Below are 18431 nucleotides of genomic sequence, written 5' to 3'. Positions count from 1 at the left end.
ATTGCTGACAGACCGTTTTCAGGCGGAGGTGCCCGTGACCGCGGTGCCGGACCTGGTCAACGTGTACGTCAAGATCGCCCCGCTCCAGAAGTGGAAGGTGAGGGTCACGGCGGCGCCGTCGGTGACACCGTCGAAGAACGCGGTCGGCAAGGTGATCGTGCCTGCGGTGTAGTCCGGCGTGAAGGCCACATTGAACTGCTTGTACGTCGTCCAGGACTGCGGACCGGCGGCGGTGCCGTCGGCGTAGACGGCTTCCATGGTCGCCAGCTTGTCGCCGTTGAACGCGGTGGGTATCACCAGCGAGGTCGTCGTACCCGTCGCGCTCGTCAGCACCGGCTTGTCATAGGTGATGACGTTGATGACCCAGGGAATTCCGTCCGTGAACCGGAGGGAGAGAACGGCATTCGTACCGTGCTCCTGCGACGCGGTCAGCCGGCTGAGCGTCGCCGCTGCGATGGTCAGCGTGTTGCCGCTGACGGTGTAGTCCACGCCCCGGACCAGGTGGCGGGTGCCGACATCGATCCTCATCAGCCTGGTGCCGTTGAGGTTCAGCGTGACCGTCGCGTCCGTCGGGGTCTTGCCCTTGAGCACGAAGAGCTGATCGGTGGACGCGGTACCGGAGCGCCCGGTCCAGCTCGAACGTATCTGCGCATAGAGGCTCGGGTCGTTCCATTGCATGGTGCGGCGGTTGAAGCGACTGCCGTTGTCCCACAGCATCGTGGTCAAGCCCCGGTACCGCGCGTAGTAGCCGAGATACTCGAGGTACTTGAGCGTCTCCCCCTGTTCGACCGTGCCGGGGCCGGAATCCCAGCCGAGCAGCCCGTACTCACCGACGACGACCGGGATCCCCTTGGCCACGAAGGACCTGTGCAGCAGGTCGAACGTGTCGGTCAGATCCTGCTGGGTGACCGCGTTGAAGGTCGTGTAACCGGCGAGGTTCACGCTGAAGGGCCAGAAGCTGTAGTAGTGGATCGAGGCCACGAGGTTCGGGTCGTCGAGCGCGGCGAAGGTGGCGAGCAGGGTGTCGATCTTGGGCTGATCCGGGGTGTCCCCCAGGGTCGGCATGACAAGCAGCCGGTCGGTATTGCCTCCGCCGGTCGCGCGCACGACGGAGTGGAAGGTCGTGTTGAGCTCGTTCATCAGGACGGCGTTCTGCTCGTCGCCGGCACTGCCGTTGAAGAAGGGCTCGTTGATGCTCTCGAAAAGCAGTCGTCGCGGCTCGTCCCGGAAGGCGGCCGCGATCTGCTGCCAGGTGGCCGTGTACTGGGCCAGGACCGCGTCATGCTGGGCCGGCATGTTCGGCACCCACTGCCACGCGTCGCCGTGCATGTTGATCAGAACGTAGAAACCATCGGCCAGGGCCCAGTCGACCACCTGCTTGAGCCTGGCCAGGAACACCGGGTCGAGGGTGTAGGCCGGAGCAGGACCCTCGTGCTGGCCCCAGGTCACCGGTATCCGGATGCTCTTGAAGCCCTGCGCCTTCACCTTGCGGAAGAACGCCTGGGTCACCCGAGGGTTGCCCCACGCCGTCTCGTCGGCGCCGATGGCCTCGAAGCTGTTGCCCAGGTTCCAGCCGGGCTGCATGTCTGCGACTACGTCCAGTGCGGACGCCGACGCGGCGGAACCAGTGGACCGGGCAGCGGCCTGGGCGGCCGATGGCGTGGACAGCGCCGCGACGGCGAGGGCCGCGGAGGTCGTCATAACCTGGCGGCGAGTGAAACCGGCTGAACTCGGCATAGAACTCTCCATTGAGTCGAAAGGCCTTCCCCCACATCGAAGGCATCGATCGTCGAAGCGCTTCAACGCGGGGCGGGAGCCTAGCGCAACCTGGCGACAGAGAGAACGGGCCAACCCGCATGGAACCTCCATCGAGTCGAGAGGTTGCGCGTCGAAGCGCTTCCCCGCATGGGGGAGTCGGGCGAGGCGGCACGCAAACACATCGGGGTTCCCTTGCCGGTGGACAGAGCGGCGGGGCCGAGGACGAGGTCGCGGGACTGGGCGCCGACCAGGCCGATGGTTCCCCTGCCCCGCAGGCTGTCGACCCCGTCCCTGATCACCTCCGGGGCCCCGGTGGTGTCCAGGATGTAGTCGGCTCCTCCCCCGGTGATCTTGCGGAGCTGCCGAGGAACGTCGCCGACGCTGCCCAGCAGGACATGAGTGGCGCCGAGTTCCTGGGCCAGGTCGAGCCGGTTCTCGTGCAGATCGACCGCCACGATCGTGGCGGCCCCGGCGACCTTGGCCGCCATCACGGCCGCGAGACCCACGCCGCCCACGCCGAACACCACGACGCGCGAACCGGCGCGGACGCCGAGGGCGAGCAGGATCGATCCGGCGCCGGTCTGGATGCCGCAGCCCACTGGGGCGAGGAGCTCCAGCGGCAGATCCGGGTCGACGACGACCGTGCTGCGTACGTCCACCACGGCGTGGGTGGCGAACGAGGACTGGCCGAACCAGCGCGAGGAGACGGGCTTTCCCTCGGCGTCGGTCACCGGCTGACCGCCGCTCTCGATGCCGGTACCGGGGGCTCATGAGCGCGGCGAATGGCGCGGCAAGAGCCCCGAGGAACGGGCCGAGGTGATGTCGGCGATCGTGGCGAAGCTCGCCGAGCGGATGGACGAACTCGTCGAGCCGCACATCAAGGAGAACGGAGTCACGATCCGGCAGGCCATGGCCTTCCACGTCGGCTACTCCATCTCTCATCTGCAGTACTTCGCCGACCTCGCCCGGAGTTACGCCCTCGAGCGCCCCGGCCCGCAGCTGTCCTATCCCACGCTCGCCACCGGAGTGGTCCGCAGGGAGCCCATCGGCGTCGTGGCCGGCATCGTCCCCTGGAACCTCCCCCTCCTGCTGGCCGTCTGGAAACTCGGTCCCGCGCTCGCGGCAGGCAACTGCATCGTCCTCAAGCCGGACGAGAAGACCCCCCTCACCCTCCTCGCCCCCGCCGAGGCCGCCCACGAGGCCGGACTCCCGCCGGGCGTCCTCAACATCGTCACCGGGGAGGGCGAGGAGGTGGGCGCGCGGCTGGCCGTGCATCCGGACGTACGCAAGATCGCCTTCACCGGCTCGACCGCCGTGGGCCGGGAGATCAGCAGGCTGGCGGCGGACAACGTCAAGCGGGTCACGCTGGAGCTGGGGGGCAAGGGCGCCAACGTCGTGCTCGCCGACGCCGATCTGGACACGGCGGTCGACGGCGCACTGTTCGCCTGCATGCTGTACTCGGGGCAGGCCTGCGAGTCCGGCACCAGGCTGCTGCTCCCCGAGGCCCTCCACGACGACTTCGTCGCCAGGCTGATCGAGCGGGCGAAGACGATGAAGATCGGCGATCCGGCCGAGTTCGACACCGACCTCGGCCCGGTCGTCTCCGTCGAACAGCGCGAGCGGATCCTCGGTTACATCGAACTGGGGCAGAAGGAAGGCGCCACCCTCGCGTACAGCGGATCGACGCCCGAGGGCCCGGGGTTCTGGGTGGGGCCCACCGTCTTCACGGGTGTCCGCCCGGACATGCGCATCGCCCAGGAGGAGATCTTCGGCCCCGTCCTCTGCGTCATCCCGTACGGCAGCGTCGACGAGGCGGTCGCCATCGCCAACGACAGCGAGTACGGGCTGTCGGCGGGGGTGTGGAGTGAGGACGTCGATGCCGCCATCGAGGTGGCGGGGCGCCTCGAGTCAGGCACCGTGTGGATCAACGACTGGCACATGGTCAGCGTCGAGTACCCCTTCGGCGGCGTCAAGCACAGCGGCCTCGGCCGCGAACTCGGTCCCCACGCGCTCGACGAGTACAACGAGGAGAAGTTCGTCCACATCGACCTGTCGCGACGACTGGACCGACGGGTCTACGACCTCGTACTGCCGCCCGTCGCGGACCGCACCAAGGAGAGCGTATGAAAGGGAACGCCGCCGTCCTCAGGGAGCCCGGCACCGAACTGTCCATCGAGGAGGTCGAGTTCGGCGAGCTGGCCCCCGACGCGGTACTGGTCCGGATCGCGGGCGTCGGCGTCTGCCACACCGGCCTCACGGCACAGTCCGGCGGCGTCCCACTGCCGCTCCCGGTCGTCCTCGGCCATGAGGGCGCGGGCGTGGTCCACGCCGTCGGGGGTGCCGTGTAGACGCTCTCGGTGGGCGACCACGTCGTACTCAGCTTCGACTCCTGCCGGGAATGCGCGACCTGCACGGCCGGGCACCCCGTCTACTGCGAACTGTTCGCCGCGCTGAACTACTTCGGCACCCGCCTCGACGGGACCGCGACCATGGGCCGCCGCGACGAGGACGTCCACGGCAGCTGGTTCGGCCAGTCCTCGTTCGGCGCGTACGCGGTGGCCAGCGTGCGCAACGCGGTCAAGGTCGACGACGGCGTGCCGCTGGACATCCTCGGCCCCCTCGGCTGCGGTCTGATGACCGGCGCCGGCACCGTGTTCAACGTCCTGCGGCCCGCCCCCGGCCAGAGCCTGGGCGTGTTCGGTCTCGGCGCGGTCGGACTGAGCGCGGTCATGGCCGCCAAGGCGGCCGGGTGCACGACCATCGTCGCGGTCGACGTCAATCCGGAACGGCTGAAGCTGGAGACCGAGCTCGGCGCGACCCACGTGATCGATCCGGCGCGGACCAAGGACGACTCCCCGACCAATGTCACGTCGTAGAGGTCGAGTTCGGTCAGGAGCCGCTCGACGCCCGCGCGCAGCGCCGGCTCGTCGTACGACGAGCCGGGCACGATCTCGGAGTAGCCCATCCCCGGCAGATCGAGGGCGTACACGGTGTACTGGTGGGAGATCATCGGCATGAGGAAGCGGAAGTGCTCGGCCTGCGTGCGCAGAGTGTGCAGCAACACCAGAGGCGCGCCGGTGCCCGTGGACCCGCTTTGAGCGGGCTTGGAGCGTGTCGATTTCATCTGGCGGGGGCAGTTCCGTGCTGACGAGGGCGCCGTCCCGGGGGCTGCTCAGGACGACGAGGGCCTCGCGTCGTCGTGCCGCTTCGTCCAGGGCGGCCGAGAACACGGCGTTCCCTTCGGGGTGGGCAGGTAGCCGACGAGGACGGTCATACCGGTTCCTTGCTGTGTTGGGGGTTGGTTCTGCGGTTGCGCCAGATCGCCCAGGCGGCCGGCACCAGCGCGACGGCGAGGAAGAGCGCGAGCAGCGTTCCCGAGATCGGGCGGGTGAGGAAGCCGCCGGGGTTGCCTTCGAAGAGCAGCAGTGAGCGGCGGAGTGAGCTTTCCAGGAGTGATCCGAGGACGAAGGCGAGGACGAGTGGGCCGGGGTCGAATCCGAGTTTCTTCATGAGGTATCCGAGGACGCCGAAGAAGACCACGAGTCCGATGTCGAAGACGCTGTTGTTGACGGTGTAGGCGCCGATGAGGGTGATGAGGACGGTGATGGGGGCGAGGATGGTCGGGCGTATGCGCAGGATGCGTACGAACAGTCCCACGAGCGGGATGCTCATGATGAGCAGCAGGATGTTCCCGATGTACATCGAGTTCACCACGCCCCAGAACAGCTCGGGGTGCTCGGTGACGAGTTGAGGGCCGGGGGTGACACCCTGGATCAGGAGGGCGCCGAAGATGACCGCCATGGTGGCGTTGGCGGGCAGGCCGAGGGACAGCAGTGGGATGAACGAGGATGTGGCGGCCGCGTTGTTGGCGGTCTCGGGTGCGGCGACACCTTCGACGGCGCCGCGGCCGAAGCGCTCCGGAGTACGTGATCGGCGTTTTTCCACGGCGTAGGCGGCGAGGGAGGCGAGGACCGCGCCGCCGCCGGGGAGAATGCCGAGGACGAAGCCGATGACGCCGCCTCTGCCGATCGCGCCGGAGGACTGGCGCAGGTCGGAGCGGCTGGGCCAGACGTTGGCGACCTTGGTGGGGGTGTGGGCCGCGCGGTGGCGTGCCTCCAGGGTGTAGAGGATCTCGCCCAGGCCGAAGAGACCCATGGCGATGGGGACGAAGTCCAGGCCGTCCGCGAGTGACAGGCTGTCGAAGGTGAACCGTTCGGCGCTGGTGAAGCCGTCCCGGCCGACGGTGGCGAGCAGCAGGCCGACGGCGGCGGCGATGAGGGCTTTGAGCATGCCGCCGCCTGAGACGGTGGCTACCAGCAGGATGCCGAGCAGCGCCAGCATCGTGTATTCGGGTGGGCCGAAGTCCAGGGCGAATTCGGCGACCAGGGGGGCGACCACGCTGAGGGCGATGATGGCGAGGGTGCCGCCGACGAAGGAGCCGATGGCGGCGATGCCCAGCGCGGTGCCGGCCTTGCCTTGGCGGGCGAGGGCGTGGCCGTCGAAGACGGTGACGACGGAGGACGCTTCACCGGGGAGGCGCAGCAGTACGGAGGTGATGGTGCCGCCGTACTGGGCTCCGTAGAAGATGCCCGCCACCATGATGATCGCGGTGACGGGTTCGAGGCCCAGGGTGATCGGAAGCAGAATGGCGATGGTGGCGGCTGGTCCCAGGCCGGGCAGGACACCGACCAGCATGCCGATGACGACACCGACGAGGCAGTACAACAGGTTGGTCGGCTCAAGGACGACGGCGAAGCCGTCGAGCACGGGGGACACGTCCAACGCTCCTCACAAACGTGCGGTGGTGTGCGGTCAGAACAGGTGCGGGATGGCCACCTTCAGCGCGCCGACGAACAGGGCGTAGAACGCGCAGGTGGCGCCGAGGCTGACGACGATGGACGTACGCCAGCTCTCCCGGCCCAGGATCCGCAGCCAGAAGAAGGCCAGGAGGGCTGTGGGGATCTCGAAGCCGATCACGCTGATGACCGCTACGTAGGCCACCATGGTCCCGACCGCCACGATCACCAGGAGGCTGGTGCGGGTGAACTGCTCGGCGTCGTCCATGCGTCGGGCAGCGGCGGCCAGGAACACGCCGAGAATGATCAGTGCTGTGCTCACCAGGGCCGGCCAGGTGCCCGGCCCGGGTTTCGAGGGGCTGCCCAGGCCCAGGTTCCATGCCCCGGCGAGCGCCGCGCCACCGAGAACCACGACGACTGTGGCCGTGACCAGGTTGGTCACCGTGCCCGCTGCCGGCGGCCGGGCGTCGTCGGAGGGTTCGTCGGCGGCCGCCGGGGTCTCGGTGGACATGCTCCTCAGTTTCCGCTCATGTCGATCTGGTACTCGTCGGCGAGCGCACGGTACTTCTCCAGTGAACCGGTCCACTGCTTGAGCAGCTCGGCGCCCTCGACCTCGTTGGGTGTGAGCAGCCGCTGTGTGTTGAAGTCCTGGTACTTCTTGTCCTCGAAAGCCTTGCCGAACGCCGTCCGTAGCCGGTCGACAACCTCCTTGGGAGTGCCCTTCGGGGCGACGACGGCACGCGACTGCTGCACCGGGACGTCGTAGCCGGCCTCGACCGCGGTGGGGATGTCGGCCATGTACGTGGGCCGCTTCTCCGCGAAGGTGACGAGAGGGGCGATCTTCCCGGCCTCGATCTGGGGCTGGGCCTCACCGAGCTGGATCGAGGCGACGTCGACCTGACCGCCCAGGACGGCGGTGAGTGTGGGGGCTCCGCCGTCGAACGGCACGGCGGTCGCCTTCACCTTCGCCTGGGAGAACAGCAGCGCCTGGCTGAGGTGGCTGCCCGTACCGACGCCGGTCGTACCGTACTTGATCGAGCGGTCGGCATCGACGATGTCCTTGACCGTCTTGAAACCGGACTTGGGGCTGGCGACCAGGACGTAGTCGTCCTGGGACAGGCCGGTGATGACTTCGTAGTCGTTGATGTCGACGGCTTCGTCAGCGGACACGGCCAAGGGCGTAATGTAGGCCAGTGAGCCCACGAAGAGCATGAGAGTGTGGCCGTCGGCCTTGGCGCCGGCCAACTCCTTTGCGGCGACCGCGCCATTGGCGCCAGGCTTGTTGACAACCGTGATGGTCTCGTTGAGGTCGGCGCCGGCAGGTTCGGCGGCCGCGCGGGCGATGAGGTCGGTGCTGCCGCCGGGGTCCTGCCCGACGAGCAGGGTGATGGCCCGGTCCGGGAACGAGGTTTGGTCCTTTGATCCCTCATCTCCGACGTTGCCACCGCAGCCGGGCAGCACGATCACGGCGGCGAGCACAGCGACCGCGGCTATGCGGCGCTGAAACCGAAGCCTGGTGTGCATGAGCGTCTCCCTCAAGCGAGTTGGGTGGAGATGTGATACAGAGCTCGGTCCACGGTGTCGCGCAGCTTATGGCCGCCTGTCATGCCTGTCCAACTCCGTTAGCGTATGGGCTGATACCTTTCTTGCATGACGTATACCTTGGAGCAATTGCGTGGATTGGTCGCTGTTGCCGAGGAACTTCACTTCGGCCGGGCGGCGGCACGACTGCGCATGACCCAGCCGCCGTTGAGCCGTCAGATCCAGAAGCTCGAAGCGGCCGTTGACGTGCGGCTCCTCGACCGGGACAAGCAGCGTGTGGCTCTCACACCTGCCGGTGAGGCGTTCCTGGTCGAGGCCAGGCGCATCCTGGCGATCGCCGAGGCCGCCCCGGACCTGGCCCGCCGTATCCACTCGGGTTCCCGTGGCGTGGTGCGGCTCGGCTTCACCGCCGCGTCGACCTTCGGCACGCTCGGCCGCATCCTCAACCGGCTGGAGCAGAGCCTGCCGGAGGTCCGCATCGAGCTGTTCGAGATGGTGACGCGCGAGCAGATCGACGCCCTCGCCGGCGAGGACATCGACCTCGGGCTCGCCCGCCCGCCGTTCGACTCCGAACTCTTCGACTCGCGCCTGATCCAGCAGGAGGCGCTGTTGCTGGCGGTGACCGCCGGCCATCGGCTGGCCGACCTGGACCGGCCCGCTCGCGCCGACGACCTGACCGGCGAACCGCTGATCTTCCACTCGCAGCGCAAGGCCCGGTACTTCCACGACCTGATGGTCAGCATGGTCCCGCTGGCCCAGGAACGGGTGGTGCACAGCGTGAGCCAGATCCTCACCATGCTGTGGCTGGTCTCCGCCGGGCGGGGCGTCGCCTTCGTGCCCGCCTCCGCCACCTTGCTCCGCATTCCCCATGTCGCGTTCATCCCGCTGGCCACGCATGTGCCCCGACCGGTGGAGCTGCATCTGCTGTGGCCGCGGCATTCGCGCAATCCCGCCCTCGCGCGGGTGCTGGCCGCGCTTGAGGACCTGGACCCGCGGGAGCACCCGAGCGGGCCGGTGGTTTCGCCCCGTGCCGACGAGGAGACGAGACTCCCTTTCGCATAGAAACTCATCGCCGGGGGTGAGCAACGGAGTGAACGCCGTGGCACGGCCACCGGGGTGACGGCGGTAACGTGCGGGGCCATGTGGGATGCCGACGAGGTGCGTGAGCGGATCCGGGTGATGGCCGAGGCCGATCCCGAGTGCCAAGTCCTCCCTGCGCGCAGGCACCGGTGGGTGGCGGCCCCGCCGGTACCGGACTCCGTCGTGGCCCGCTACGAGCGTCAGCACCGCTTCGCGCTTCCGGCTTCCTACCGCTCGTTCCTCACCACGGTGAGCGGTGGGGGCGCCGGGCCGGCCTACGGCCTGTACGAATTCGGCGGCCAAGCCTGGCTGGACCAGCAGGAAGACCTGGATCTGCTGTCCATCCCCTTTCCGCACACCGGGCCGTTCACCCCCTCACCCGAGCGGTCCGTCTGCGCCGAGCACGCCCCGGGCGAGGAGGACTTCTCGCCGTGCTGGTTCACCGGCTCGCTGGTCGTCGCGGAGATCGGGTGCGGCTCCTTCCACCGGCTGGTGGTCACCGGCCCCGCCCGGGGGCAGGTGTGGACGGACGACCTCGGCTGCGGCGACTCCCTGAGCCCGGGACCGGACTTCCGGGACTGGTACACGCAGTGGCTGAACCGAGGTCGCTGAGTCGCTGAACCGGCTGCCACCGGCCCGCGCTGTCAGCGCCGGGCCCTCGCCGCCCCAAGTCGCGCTGCGCCGGACCGGACCATCCCATCCCACGACGCGCCGGCCCCCGGCGAACTGGCCCACGCCCTCGGTCATGGGGATGGCCCCCGGGATGCGGCCGGATCCGGGCACCCCTGGTCGTGGCGGCGGACGGGGAACTGCGGCTCACCGCCCGCTTGCGGCGGTGCGCTGGGCCAGGTAGGGCGATACGAGGTGATGTGGGCCGGGGCAGGGCGGCGCGCGGCGTACGGCCACCTCAAAAGGGCGGTAAAGGACGGGCTGACGGGGCCCCTGCCGCGCCGGACGGGGTACCCGGGACGCCTGGCAGAGCAGAGCCCTGACGGCAGGGCGTCCGACGTGAGGAGTCCCGATGGTCCCGCCCCGGAATCGCGCATCAGACGGCCACAACGGGAGGGGGAAGGGTCCCGCCGGCAGGAGGGACCCGGGCGGCCGTGCGCTGCTCGCCGACCCGCTGGGCAACAAGGGCAACGCCTTCACCCAGGAGGAGCGGGATCGGCACGGCCTGGTCGGGATGCTGCCGCCCGCGGTGCTGTCCCTGGAACTCCAGGCGCGCCGCGCCTGGGAGCAACTGCGGTCGCAGCCGGACGACTTGGCGAAGAACGTGTACCTGGAGCAGCTCCACGACCGCAACGAGGTCCTCTACTTCCGGCTGCTCACCGACCACCTCACCGAGCTCCTGCCGATCGTGTACGACCCGACCGTGGGCGAGGCGATCAAGCGGTACAGCCACGAATACCGGCGGCCGCGCGGGGTGTACCTGTCCATCGACCGTCCCCAGGACGTACGCCCCGCGTTCGAGGCGCTGGGCCTGGGCCCCGACGACGTCGACCTGGTGGTGGCCACCGATGCGGAGCAGCTCCTCGGCATCGGCGACTGGGGCGTGGGCGGTATGCAGATCTCGGTCGGCAAGCTGGCGGTCTACACCGCGGCCGCGGGCATCCACCCGGGGCGGGCCGTGCCCGTGATGCTCGACGTCGGCACCGGGAACCAGGCACTGCTCAACGAGCCGCTGTACGTCGGCAACCGGCACAGCAGGGTGCGTGGCGAGGATTACGACGCGTTCGTCGCCGCGTTCGTGGAGGCGGTGGGCGAGCTGTTCCCGCAGGCGCTGCTGCACTGGGAGGACTTCGGCCCCGGAAACGGCCGCCGCATCCTCCAGCAGTACGGCGAGAAGATCTGCACGTTCAACGACGACATGCAGGGCACCGGTGCGATCACGCTGGCCTGCGTCATGAACGCGGTGCGGGTCACCGGCACGCCCATGCGGGAGCAGCGGGTCGTGGTCTTCGGCGCCGGGACGGCGGGCGTGGGCATCGCCGACCAGCTGCGGGACGCGATGGTCCGCGACGGGCTGGACCGGAAGGAGGCCACCCGGCGCATCTGGTGCGTGGACCGCCAGGGCCTGCTACGGCGGTCCACGGAAGGTCTGCGTGACTACCAGGAACCGTACGCGCGCCCCGACGACGAGTGGCCCGACGACCGGCCGGCCGACCTGCCGAGCGTGGTGGACCAGGTGCGGCCGACCGTGCTGGTGGGAACCTCCACCCAGCACGGTGCCTTCACCGAGGACGTGGTGCGCTCCATGGCCCGCCACGTGGACCGGCCGGTCGTGCTGCCGCTGTCCAACCCCACGGAGAAGATCGAGGCCATGCCCGCGGACGTGCTGCGGTGGACCGGCGGCAGGGCGTTGGTCGCCGTCGGCATCCCGGTACCGCCGGTGGAGCTGGACGGCACCACGTACGACATCGGCCAGGCCAACAACGCCCTCCTCTACCCGGGGCTGGGGCTGGGCGCCGTGGTGGCCCGCGCCGAGCGGATTACCGACGGCATGCTCCAGGCCGCGGCGGAAGCCGTCGCAGGCCTCGCCGACCTGTCGCAGCCCGGCTCCGCGCTGCTGCCGGAGGTGGAGAATTTGCGCACCTCGTCGGCCGTGGTCGCCGCGGCCGTCGTCCGCCGCGCAGAAGCGGACGGCGTCGCCCGGGCCGGCCTCGACGACGTGATCCAGCAGATCCAGGACGCCATGTGGCAGCCCGAGTACGGCTGACAGCCGGACGGCCAAGGGCTCGAACCGGCCGGCGCTGTCTCGTCGCCGCCGGCAGCTGGCCGCTGGTCATGAGAACAGCGTGTCCAGGTCAGGCTTCTTGTCACCGAACAGGCCGTCCGTCTCCCCCAGTGAGGCCAGCTTCTCCAGGGAGGGCATGTCGACCTCCGCCGGCCAACTGGGCAGCGTGAGGTTCTTCAGGACGTCGCCGCTGATCTTCGTGTAGGTGGTGAGGACCTGGCGTGCCTCGTCGGGGTGGTCGGTGGCGTACCGCAGTGACTCGGCCATGGCCGCGGTGAAGTTCTTCACCAGCTCGGGGTTCTGCTGCGCGAGCTTGGCCGAGGTGAAGTACGTGGCCACGGTGAGCTTCGGGTCCGTCTCGGCGAAAGGCGAGGCCACGACGCGGGCCCCCTGCGACTTGGCGATCGTCGAGGCGGGCTCGCCCATCCAGGCGGCGTCCACCCGCCCGTCGTCCAGAGCGGCCGGCATCTGGTCGAACGGTATCTCGACGAACTTGACCTTCGACGGGTCGCCGCCGGCCTCCCGGACCGAGTGGCGGACCGTGGTGTCGCCGATGTTCTGCAGGGTGTTCACCGCCACCGTGTGCCCGGCAAGGTCCTTGGCCGACTTGATCGGGCTGTCCTTCCTGACCGCCACACCGGTGACGTCGGCGCCGACCTTGCCGTTGGACGCCGCGCCGTTGGCCACGGACTTGATCGGCACGCCCTTGACCTGGGCGATCATCAGCGACGTCGTGTTGCTGAAGCCGAACTGGAACTGACCGCTCACCACACCGGGGACGATCGCCGCGCCGCCCTGGGCACTCACCATCTCCAGCTCGATGCCCCGGCTGCGGAAGAACCCCTTCTCCTCGCCGAGATAGAGCGGCGCCACGTCGACGATCGGGATGATGCCGACCTTGACCTTGGTGGTCCCGCCCGAGGACGACGAACCGCTCGACCCCGTGTCCGACGACCCGCACCCGGCCGCGCCGACGGCCGTGATCATCACTACGGCAAGCCCGAGAATGCGCCTTTGCATGGGCCCCTCCTGGCAGAAGCAACTGTGAGCCCGTGTCGGAGGCCGAGGACCACCCGTGACGACTCATGAACACCTGACGTTGTGCAGCTTCTTGACTGCCGCAATGTACATATCCATCTTCGCCCTGTCAGCACTCCGGACAGAAGAGGCCACGACAACCTCGAATTCCGCAACACGGCGTCCGTGAAAGGGAACGGGACGGCACCCGGACCGCGCGGCTTCTCGCTCACCCACCCCGCCGCCGGTCACAGGGCCTCGGCAGCCGGGGCCGCACTGCCACGTCCGGCCTCGGACGCCGGCTCGGGAATGGCCACTTCCGGCAGGGCCGGTTTGCGGATCAGGAGCAGCGCCGCGTCGTCGTGCAGTCGTCCGCCCACGTGCGCCAGGAGTTCGTCATGGAGGGCGCCGAGGGTGCGTGCCGGTTCGTGGGACACGTGCCGTGCCAGCCCTTCGGCGAGGGGATAGAACGCACGGCCTTGGTCGCGGGCCTCGGTGACGCCGTCGGTGTAGAGCAGCAGCTGGTCCCCGTCGTCGAAGGGCAGCACCTGGAGGTCGGGAGCGTGGTCCGCGAGGGCACGCAGCCCGAGGGGCGGGGCCGGGTGCGTCGGCTCCACCGCCGCGACGGCACCGGATGCGCGGACCAGCAGCGGAGGCGCGTGTCCGCAGTTCACCACTTCCAGCTGCCCTGCCTGCGGGTATCCGGCGACCACGGCGGTGACGAAGTCGTCATGACCGAGGTTGCGTGCCAGACTCCGTTCGATCCTGTCGACGACGGCGATCAGATCGGGCTCGTCGTAGGCGGCCTCACGGAAGACACCGAGTACCAGTGCGGCGGTCCCCACGGCCGGCAGTCCCTTGCCGCGTACATCGCCGACGATCAGCCTCACTCCGTACGGCGTGGGGATCAGTGCGTACAGGTCCCCGCCGATACGGGCCTCGGCCGCCGCGGCGCTGTAGCGGACGGCCGCCTGGAACGGGCCGACTGTCTCCGGCACGGGCTTGAGCAGCGCGTGCTGGGCGGTCTCGGCAACCGAGCGCACGGCGGCGAGCACCCGTTCGCGGCGCCCTCGTAGCGCGCTGGCCAGGCCGCTCGCCAGGGTGACGGCCACCAGGGCGGACAGTACGGCCGCCAGTTCGCGGCCCGGAACACTCTCCCAGATTCCGAGCGTCGCGCAGAGCGCGACGGCGAGGAGACCGACACAGAGGACCCCGCGCGGCCCGTTGGTGGTGGCGGCCAGGGCGGGTCCGGCCGCAAGCAGCGGCAGCCAGATCATTCCCGCCCCGTCCGCGAGGTCGGCGAACACGACGAGGGAGACGATCAGCACCGGCAGGACGGGCACACCGGCGGCCAGCTGTGCGACGGCACGCCTGCGGACCGGCGACCCTGGACCGGACACCCGGTTTCTGAACGGCCGCATCGGCCAGTGGTCGTCACCATGGTCTCGGACCTGACTCATGTTTGTCCGCAATCCTCACTTGTGAGCGGGGCGAAAACCCGAAATGACCGTTTCATCCAGGAAACGTGTTCGATCCGTGCGACACAAGAAGCGGATTTTCAGATAGTGAGCGACAGGCCCCTGGTCACGCGGCTCGCGGTCGGGAGCAGCCGCGCCCGGATCTCGGGGAGCCGGGAGAGCCGGTCCACCGGCAGGGAGACACCGAGTGAGCCGAGCGTGTCCCCGCTGTAGACGGGGACGGCGACGCAGACCGTGCCGAGGGCGTACTCCTCCAGGTCCGTGACGGCGGGGGCCACGGGCGAGGCGTCCAGTCGTCGGAGCAGTTCCGGGCGGCTGGTGATCGTGCGTGGTGTGAGGTCGGCGAGGTGGTGACGGGAGAGGTAGTCCTTGCGGGCCGCCTCGTCCAGTTCCCGCAGCACGGACTTGCCCAGCGCGGTGGCGTGGCCCGCGTCCTCGAATCCCACCCAGAGGTCGACACGGGGCGCCCGAGGGCCGTCGACGATCTCCGCGACCCGGATCTCGCCCTCCTCGTAGAAGGTGAGGTAGGCGGCGGTCGCGAGTTCGTCCCGCAGCGCGGCGAGCGTGGGCCGGACCCGGCTGAGAAGCGCCTGCCCGCGGCCCGTGGTGTGCAGCGCCTGCAGCTTGTCACCCAGGATGAACCCGCCGTCGTCCAGCTTGCGCACGTATCCGTCGTGGACCAGGGTCCGCAGCAGGTGGTAGGCGGTGGCCAGGGGCAGGCCCGTCTCGCGGGCCAGCTGCTTCGCAGGCGCACCGTTCCCGTGCGCGCTCACCGCCTCCAGCAGGCGGAAGGCCCGCTGGACGGAGGTGATCAGCGTAGGGCCGTCGTGCGCACGCATACGACCAGCGTGCGCCAGGCGCACGGCACGGGCAAGTGAGTACGCCCCGGGAACCTCCGGGAAGGCGGTCAGAAGGCCGTGCTCGACGAGAAAAGGGGGCGGGAAGGGTTCACGCCTCTGTAGGGCTGTCATACAATCGCTGACGGCTCGTGCGCAGCGGCTCTGACTCCGTCCGCCTCTGCCGACGAGCCACCCAAGGCGCCTACGTGGCGGACCATGTGTCGTCCGTTTGAACATTCCGAGTCGGCGGCCGAAATTCTCCGACCCGGGCGGGAACGCCGCTTGGGTTGTACGATCGCCTTACCGTATTCTGAGTGCGTGACCGTATCGAGCAACTCAGCACCCCGCAGCTCCGCCGACACCACCGATCTGGCCTCCCAGGTGGGCCGGGTCGCCGCGCCTCTGCGTCAGCAGGTGCTCGATGTGCTGCGTCAGGCGATTCTCAGTTTCCACTACGCCCCCGGTCAGCGCCTGATCGAGCGGGAGCTGATCGAGGAGATCGGCGTCTCGCGCACCACCATCCGCGAGGCGCTGCGGGAACTCGCGGCGGAGGGCCTGGTGAAGACCATTCCGCAGAAGGGCGCCGTCGTCGTGGTGCCCTCGCCGCAGGAGGCCCTGGAGCTGTACGAGCTGCGCGCCGTCCTGGAGGCTCTGGCGGTGCGCCGGTTCACCGAGGTCGCGTCGGACGAGCAGGTGGCGGAGCTGCGTGCGGCGTTCGAGCAGCTGGCCGAGGCCGCGAGCGGGGAAGGCGACACCCTGCGGATCCTCAAGGCGAAGGACCACTTCTACGACGTCCTGCTGCGCGGCTGCGGCAACCGCTCGGTCCACTCCACGCTCGGCGGCGTCCAGGCCCGGCTGAGCCTGCTGCGGGCCACGTCGTTGGCACAGCCCGGGCGCACCGCGCGCAGCATCCAGGAGTTGCGCACCATGGTCGAGGCCGTCGAGGCCCGCAACGCCGAGGCCGCCGTGCGGGCCTGCAACCACCACATCGAGCAGGCGAAGCGGGCCGGCCTCGAGGGCCTGTCCGCCACCAGCGGACTGCCGTTCAGCGGCGCCTCGCTCTGAGCCGCGCCCGGGGCCGCCCTGCGGCGGCCCAGAGCACGGCGTGTCGCGTTCACTGCATGACGTATCCGCCGTTCGGTGAGAGCGTCTGCCCGGTGTAGAACGCGGACTCGTCGCCGGCGAGGAACAGGATCGTGTGCGCGATCTCCTCCGGGGAGGCCGCCCGGCGCAGCACCCCCAGTTCGACGACGGCACGCCGGAGCTGCTGGTCCTGGGGCAGCATGCCGGTGTCCGTAGCCCCGGGTGCGACCGCGTTGACGCGAATCCCGTCCGTCGCCACGAGCGCGGCCACCGCCCGCGTCATCCCCAGTACGCCCGCCTTGGACGCCGGGTACATCGCCGGCAGCGGGAAGTTGGCCAGCGCTCCCACACTGGAGACGTTGACGACGCAGCCGCCCGACGGGGAGTTGCGCCGCATCAGGCGGACGGCGGCTCGCACCGAGTAGAAGGTTCCGGCCAGGTTCACCGCGATGACGTCCGCGAAGTCCTCGTCGGTGAGGTCGCAGATGTCGGCCTGCGCGCCCGAGATGCCCGCGGCGTTCACCGCGACGTCCAGCCGTCCGAACTCGGCGAGAGCGCGTTCGTAGGCGGCGTCCACCTGACCGCTGTCCCGTATGTCGGCCCCGACGGGGACCACGCCGTCGCACCCGGCCACGGCCTCGGCGGTCCGCCCGGCGTCGAGGTCCACCGCCACGACCCGGGCTCCCTCCGCGACGAACCGGCGGACGGTGGCCAGGCCGATGCCCGAGGCGGCGCCGGTGACGAGAGCTGCTTTCCCGCGGAGGCGGCCGGCGGACTCGCCGCGGCCGCCTCCCGACGTGACGTGCACGCCGGTCCCTACTTCGCGGCCGTGGGGTCGTCGAAGAACTTGTCGAGGTAGTCCCGCGGCATCCACGCCTCGCCGTCGTTGACCTCTCCCAGATCGCTCGGGGTGGCGCCCGTGGGCAGGTAGTCGTCCAGGTTCGCCTCGGTGATCACCGACGGCGTGCGGGTGAGGGTGCCGGCCTTGGGGCCGGCTCCCTGCATCACCATCATCCCGACGGTGAACCAGGCCTTCGCCTGCTGGGTGCCGTTGCCGCCCGTGCCGGCGCTGTCGTAGCCGTCGGCCGCCAGCTTCTTCCAGGAGGCCAGGGAGGAGGCGGAGGCACCGGCGTCGACCACCTTGGGGACGTCCCGCCCGGTCGACTCGAAGGCGGCGTAGACCCCGGAGCCCATCACGCCGAGCTGGGCCACCATGGCGATCTTCTGGGGGTGGCTGGAGAGGAACTTCAGCAGCTCGGACTTGGCCACGGGCGCGACGTAGGCGCCGTTGACCTCGCCGATCGCCTTCATGTCGGGGCAGGCGGCGAGGATGTCCTTGACGGCCTGGTAGCCGATCGTCTCCGCGGACAGTCCCTGGAAGCCGCGGACGATGACGACGTCGCCCTTGCCGTCGAGCTGCTTGGCGACCAGGGCCGTGGGCTCGGCGACGTTCAGGTAGGCGTTCTCGGCGACGTTGACGGCGTACTTGGAGCGGATGGTCGAGGAGAGGGCGACCGTCACGACACCCTTCTTGCCCGCGGCGTCGACCGCGGTGACCATCGCCTCCCCGGACAGGGGCGTGACGTAGATGATGTCGACGCCGGAGTCGACCAGTTCGTTGTAGCCGCGGATCTGCTCGGCCGGCGTCATGGTCGCGGGGTCCGTCATGATCCGCTTGACCAGCTTGCCCTGGACCAGGCCCTGGGCCTTGGCGTCGGCGAAGCTCGCCTCGACCTGCTTGACGACGGCCGCGGCGTACGGGTTGGAGGCGGGCAGGTACGAGAAGCCCACCTTGGCCGGGCGGCCGAGCGCCTTCTTGTCGCGCCAGGCGCTCGCGAAGACCTCCTCGCCGTACGCGTTGTAGGCCTTCTGGACGTCCGCGGGCAGTGCCTTGACGGCGCCGTCGGGGTCCTTGGGCGCGACGGTGGGCACCTGACCGCAGTCGGCCGCCGCCTTCCCCTTCGTGTCCGTCGTGCCGGCCGTGCCGCTGCCGACCGCGCCGCTCGCTCCGCCGCAGCCGGCGAGTACGACCGTGAGGACGATGCCGGTGGAGGACGCCGCGACGCGCGTGCGGGCGCGCCGGGAGGTGGATCTGTTCATGGAG

The 18431-nt window shown here is 69.6% G+C and carries 16 protein-coding genes and 1 pseudogene; 6 read left to right on the top strand and 11 right to left on the bottom strand.

The genetic code is table 11. From position 1 onward, the window contains the following. Window positions 1-18: 18 nt before the first annotated feature. Window positions 19-1701: a cellulase family glycosylhydrolase gene (locus KUM49_RS18990; protein WP_254401406.1), complete on the bottom strand. Its 1683-nt coding sequence runs from the start codon at window positions 1699-1701 to the stop codon at window positions 19-21. A 116-nt stretch (window positions 1702-1817) separates the two neighbouring features. Then, window positions 1818-2489, bottom strand: a complete 672-nt coding sequence (locus tag KUM49_RS50220; protein WP_217238042.1) for a zinc-binding dehydrogenase — start codon at window positions 2487-2489, stop codon at window positions 1818-1820. 19 nt (window positions 2490-2508) lie between these two features. Between KUM49_RS50220 and KUM49_RS18980 the strand changes: the two genes are divergently transcribed. Next, on the top strand, window positions 2509-3885 hold the full coding sequence (locus tag KUM49_RS18980; RefSeq protein WP_217238041.1) for an aldehyde dehydrogenase: 1377 nt from the start codon (window positions 2509-2511) through the stop codon (window positions 3883-3885). Continuing rightward, window positions 3882-4106, top strand: coding sequence for an alcohol dehydrogenase catalytic domain-containing protein (locus tag KUM49_RS50710; RefSeq protein ID WP_217238040.1), 225 nt, complete (start codon window positions 3882-3884; stop codon window positions 4104-4106). Before KUM49_RS18980 ends, KUM49_RS50710 begins: the two co-directional genes overlap by 4 nt. Before the next feature lie 107 nt (window positions 4107-4213). Here the strand turns inward: KUM49_RS50710 and KUM49_RS18970 are convergent. The 4 genes and pseudogenes from KUM49_RS18970 to KUM49_RS18955 all read right to left on the bottom strand — a co-directional run. After that, window positions 4214-4843: pseudogene (locus KUM49_RS18970) on the bottom strand (alpha/beta hydrolase); the annotation flags it as partial. 185 nt (window positions 4844-5028) lie between these two features. Further along, a complete protein-coding gene (locus tag KUM49_RS18965) occupies window positions 5029-6534 on the bottom strand; it encodes a tripartite tricarboxylate transporter permease (RefSeq protein WP_217238039.1) in 1506 nt (501 codons plus the stop codon). Between the two features lie 36 nt (window positions 6535-6570). Continuing rightward, window positions 6571-7065 carry a tripartite tricarboxylate transporter TctB family protein gene (locus KUM49_RS18960; protein WP_217238038.1) on the bottom strand — a complete coding sequence of 165 codons (495 nt, stop codon included), beginning with the start codon at window positions 7063-7065 and terminating at the stop codon, window positions 6571-6573. 5 nt (window positions 7066-7070) lie between these two features. Further along, on the bottom strand, window positions 7071-8078 hold the full coding sequence (locus KUM49_RS18955) for a tripartite tricarboxylate transporter substrate binding protein (protein WP_217238037.1): 1008 nt from the start codon (window positions 8076-8078) through the stop codon (window positions 7071-7073). Between the two features lie 126 nt (window positions 8079-8204). Here KUM49_RS18955 and KUM49_RS18950 point away from each other — a divergent pair, with 126 nt between their 5' ends. The 3 genes from KUM49_RS18950 (at window position 8205) to KUM49_RS18940 (ending at window position 11892) form a co-directional block, all read left to right on the top strand. Continuing rightward, entirely contained in the window at window positions 8205-9158 is a 954-nt protein-coding gene (locus KUM49_RS18950) for a LysR family transcriptional regulator (RefSeq protein WP_217238036.1), read from the top strand. 78 nt (window positions 9159-9236) lie between these two features. Continuing rightward, window positions 9237-9788: an SMI1/KNR4 family protein gene (locus KUM49_RS18945; RefSeq protein WP_217238035.1), complete on the top strand. Its 552-nt coding sequence runs from the start codon at window positions 9237-9239 to the stop codon at window positions 9786-9788. Window positions 9789-10197: 409 nt separating this feature from the next. Continuing rightward, entirely contained in the window at window positions 10198-11892 is a 1695-nt protein-coding gene (locus KUM49_RS18940) for an NAD-dependent malic enzyme (protein WP_217238034.1), read from the top strand. A gap of 66 nt (window positions 11893-11958) precedes the next feature. Here KUM49_RS18940 and KUM49_RS18935 read toward each other — a convergent pair whose 3' ends face one another. From KUM49_RS18935 to KUM49_RS18925, 3 genes are all read right to left on the bottom strand, one after another. Further along, entirely contained in the window at window positions 11959-12930 is a 972-nt protein-coding gene (locus KUM49_RS18935) for an ABC transporter substrate-binding protein (RefSeq protein WP_217238033.1), read from the bottom strand. A 245-nt stretch (window positions 12931-13175) separates the two neighbouring features. Beyond that, window positions 13176-14387 carry a PP2C family protein-serine/threonine phosphatase gene (locus tag KUM49_RS18930; RefSeq protein ID WP_217238032.1) on the bottom strand — a complete coding sequence of 404 codons (1212 nt, stop codon included), beginning with the start codon at window positions 14385-14387 and terminating at the stop codon, window positions 13176-13178. Between the two features lie 98 nt (window positions 14388-14485). Then, window positions 14486-15244, bottom strand: coding sequence for an IclR family transcriptional regulator (locus KUM49_RS18925; RefSeq protein ID WP_217238031.1), 759 nt, complete (start codon window positions 15242-15244; stop codon window positions 14486-14488). A 318-nt stretch (window positions 15245-15562) separates the two neighbouring features. On the opposite strand from KUM49_RS18925, the gene KUM49_RS18920 reads away from it, so the two are divergent. Beyond that, complete coding sequence (locus KUM49_RS18920) at window positions 15563-16309, top strand: GntR family transcriptional regulator (protein WP_217238030.1); 747 nt, start codon at window positions 15563-15565, stop codon at window positions 16307-16309. Between the two features lie 49 nt (window positions 16310-16358). Here KUM49_RS18920 and KUM49_RS18915 read toward each other — a convergent pair whose 3' ends face one another. Together KUM49_RS18915 and KUM49_RS18910 are read right to left on the bottom strand one after the other, a co-directional pair. Further along, window positions 16359-17135, bottom strand: a complete 777-nt coding sequence (locus KUM49_RS18915; RefSeq protein WP_217238029.1) for an SDR family NAD(P)-dependent oxidoreductase — start codon at window positions 17133-17135, stop codon at window positions 16359-16361. Window positions 17136-17143: 8 nt separating this feature from the next. Beyond that, on the bottom strand, window positions 17144-18427 hold the full coding sequence (locus KUM49_RS18910; RefSeq protein WP_217238028.1) for a substrate-binding domain-containing protein: 1284 nt from the start codon (window positions 18425-18427) through the stop codon (window positions 17144-17146). Window positions 18428-18431 lie beyond the last annotated feature (4 nt).

Source organism: Streptomyces sp. AC555_RSS877 (assembly GCF_019049245.1).
GTDB lineage: Bacteria > Actinomycetota > Actinomycetes > Streptomycetales > Streptomycetaceae > Streptomyces.
Note: the sequence above shows the minus strand (reverse complement) of the source record. Positions and strands in the feature narration are given on the sequence as shown.

Bases quoted from the DNA above. Each gene is read 5' to 3' on its own strand.
- KUM49_RS18990 (WP_254401406.1), bottom strand. From the start codon at position 1,701: ATGACGACCTCCGCGGCCCTCGCCGTCGCGGCGCTGTCCACGCCATCG.
- KUM49_RS18980 (WP_217238041.1), top strand. From the start codon at position 2,509: ATGCCGGTACCGGGGGCTCATGAGCGCGGCGAATGGCGCGGCAAGAGC.
- KUM49_RS50710 (WP_217238040.1), top strand. From the start codon at position 3,882: ATGAAAGGGAACGCCGCCGTCCTCAGGGAGCCCGGCACCGAACTGTCC.
- KUM49_RS18960 (WP_217238038.1), bottom strand. From the start codon at position 7,065: ATGTCCACCGAGACCCCGGCGGCCGCCGACGAACCCTCCGACGACGCC.
- KUM49_RS18955 (WP_217238037.1), bottom strand. From the start codon at position 8,078: ATGCACACCAGGCTTCGGTTTCAGCGCCGCATAGCCGCGGTCGCTGTG.
- KUM49_RS18950 (WP_217238036.1), top strand. From the start codon at position 8,205: ATGACGTATACCTTGGAGCAATTGCGTGGATTGGTCGCTGTTGCCGAG.
- KUM49_RS18945 (WP_217238035.1), top strand. From the start codon at position 9,237: ATGTGGGATGCCGACGAGGTGCGTGAGCGGATCCGGGTGATGGCCGAG.
- KUM49_RS18940 (WP_217238034.1), top strand. From the start codon at position 10,198: ATGGTCCCGCCCCGGAATCGCGCATCAGACGGCCACAACGGGAGGGGG.
- KUM49_RS18935 (WP_217238033.1), bottom strand. From the start codon at position 12,930: ATGCAAAGGCGCATTCTCGGGCTTGCCGTAGTGATGATCACGGCCGTC.
- KUM49_RS18930 (WP_217238032.1), bottom strand. From the start codon at position 14,387: ATGAGTCAGGTCCGAGACCATGGTGACGACCACTGGCCGATGCGGCCG.
- KUM49_RS18925 (WP_217238031.1), bottom strand. From the start codon at position 15,244: ATGCGTGCGCACGACGGCCCTACGCTGATCACCTCCGTCCAGCGGGCC.
- KUM49_RS18910 (WP_217238028.1), bottom strand. From the start codon at position 18,427: ATGAACAGATCCACCTCCCGGCGCGCCCGCACGCGCGTCGCGGCGTCC.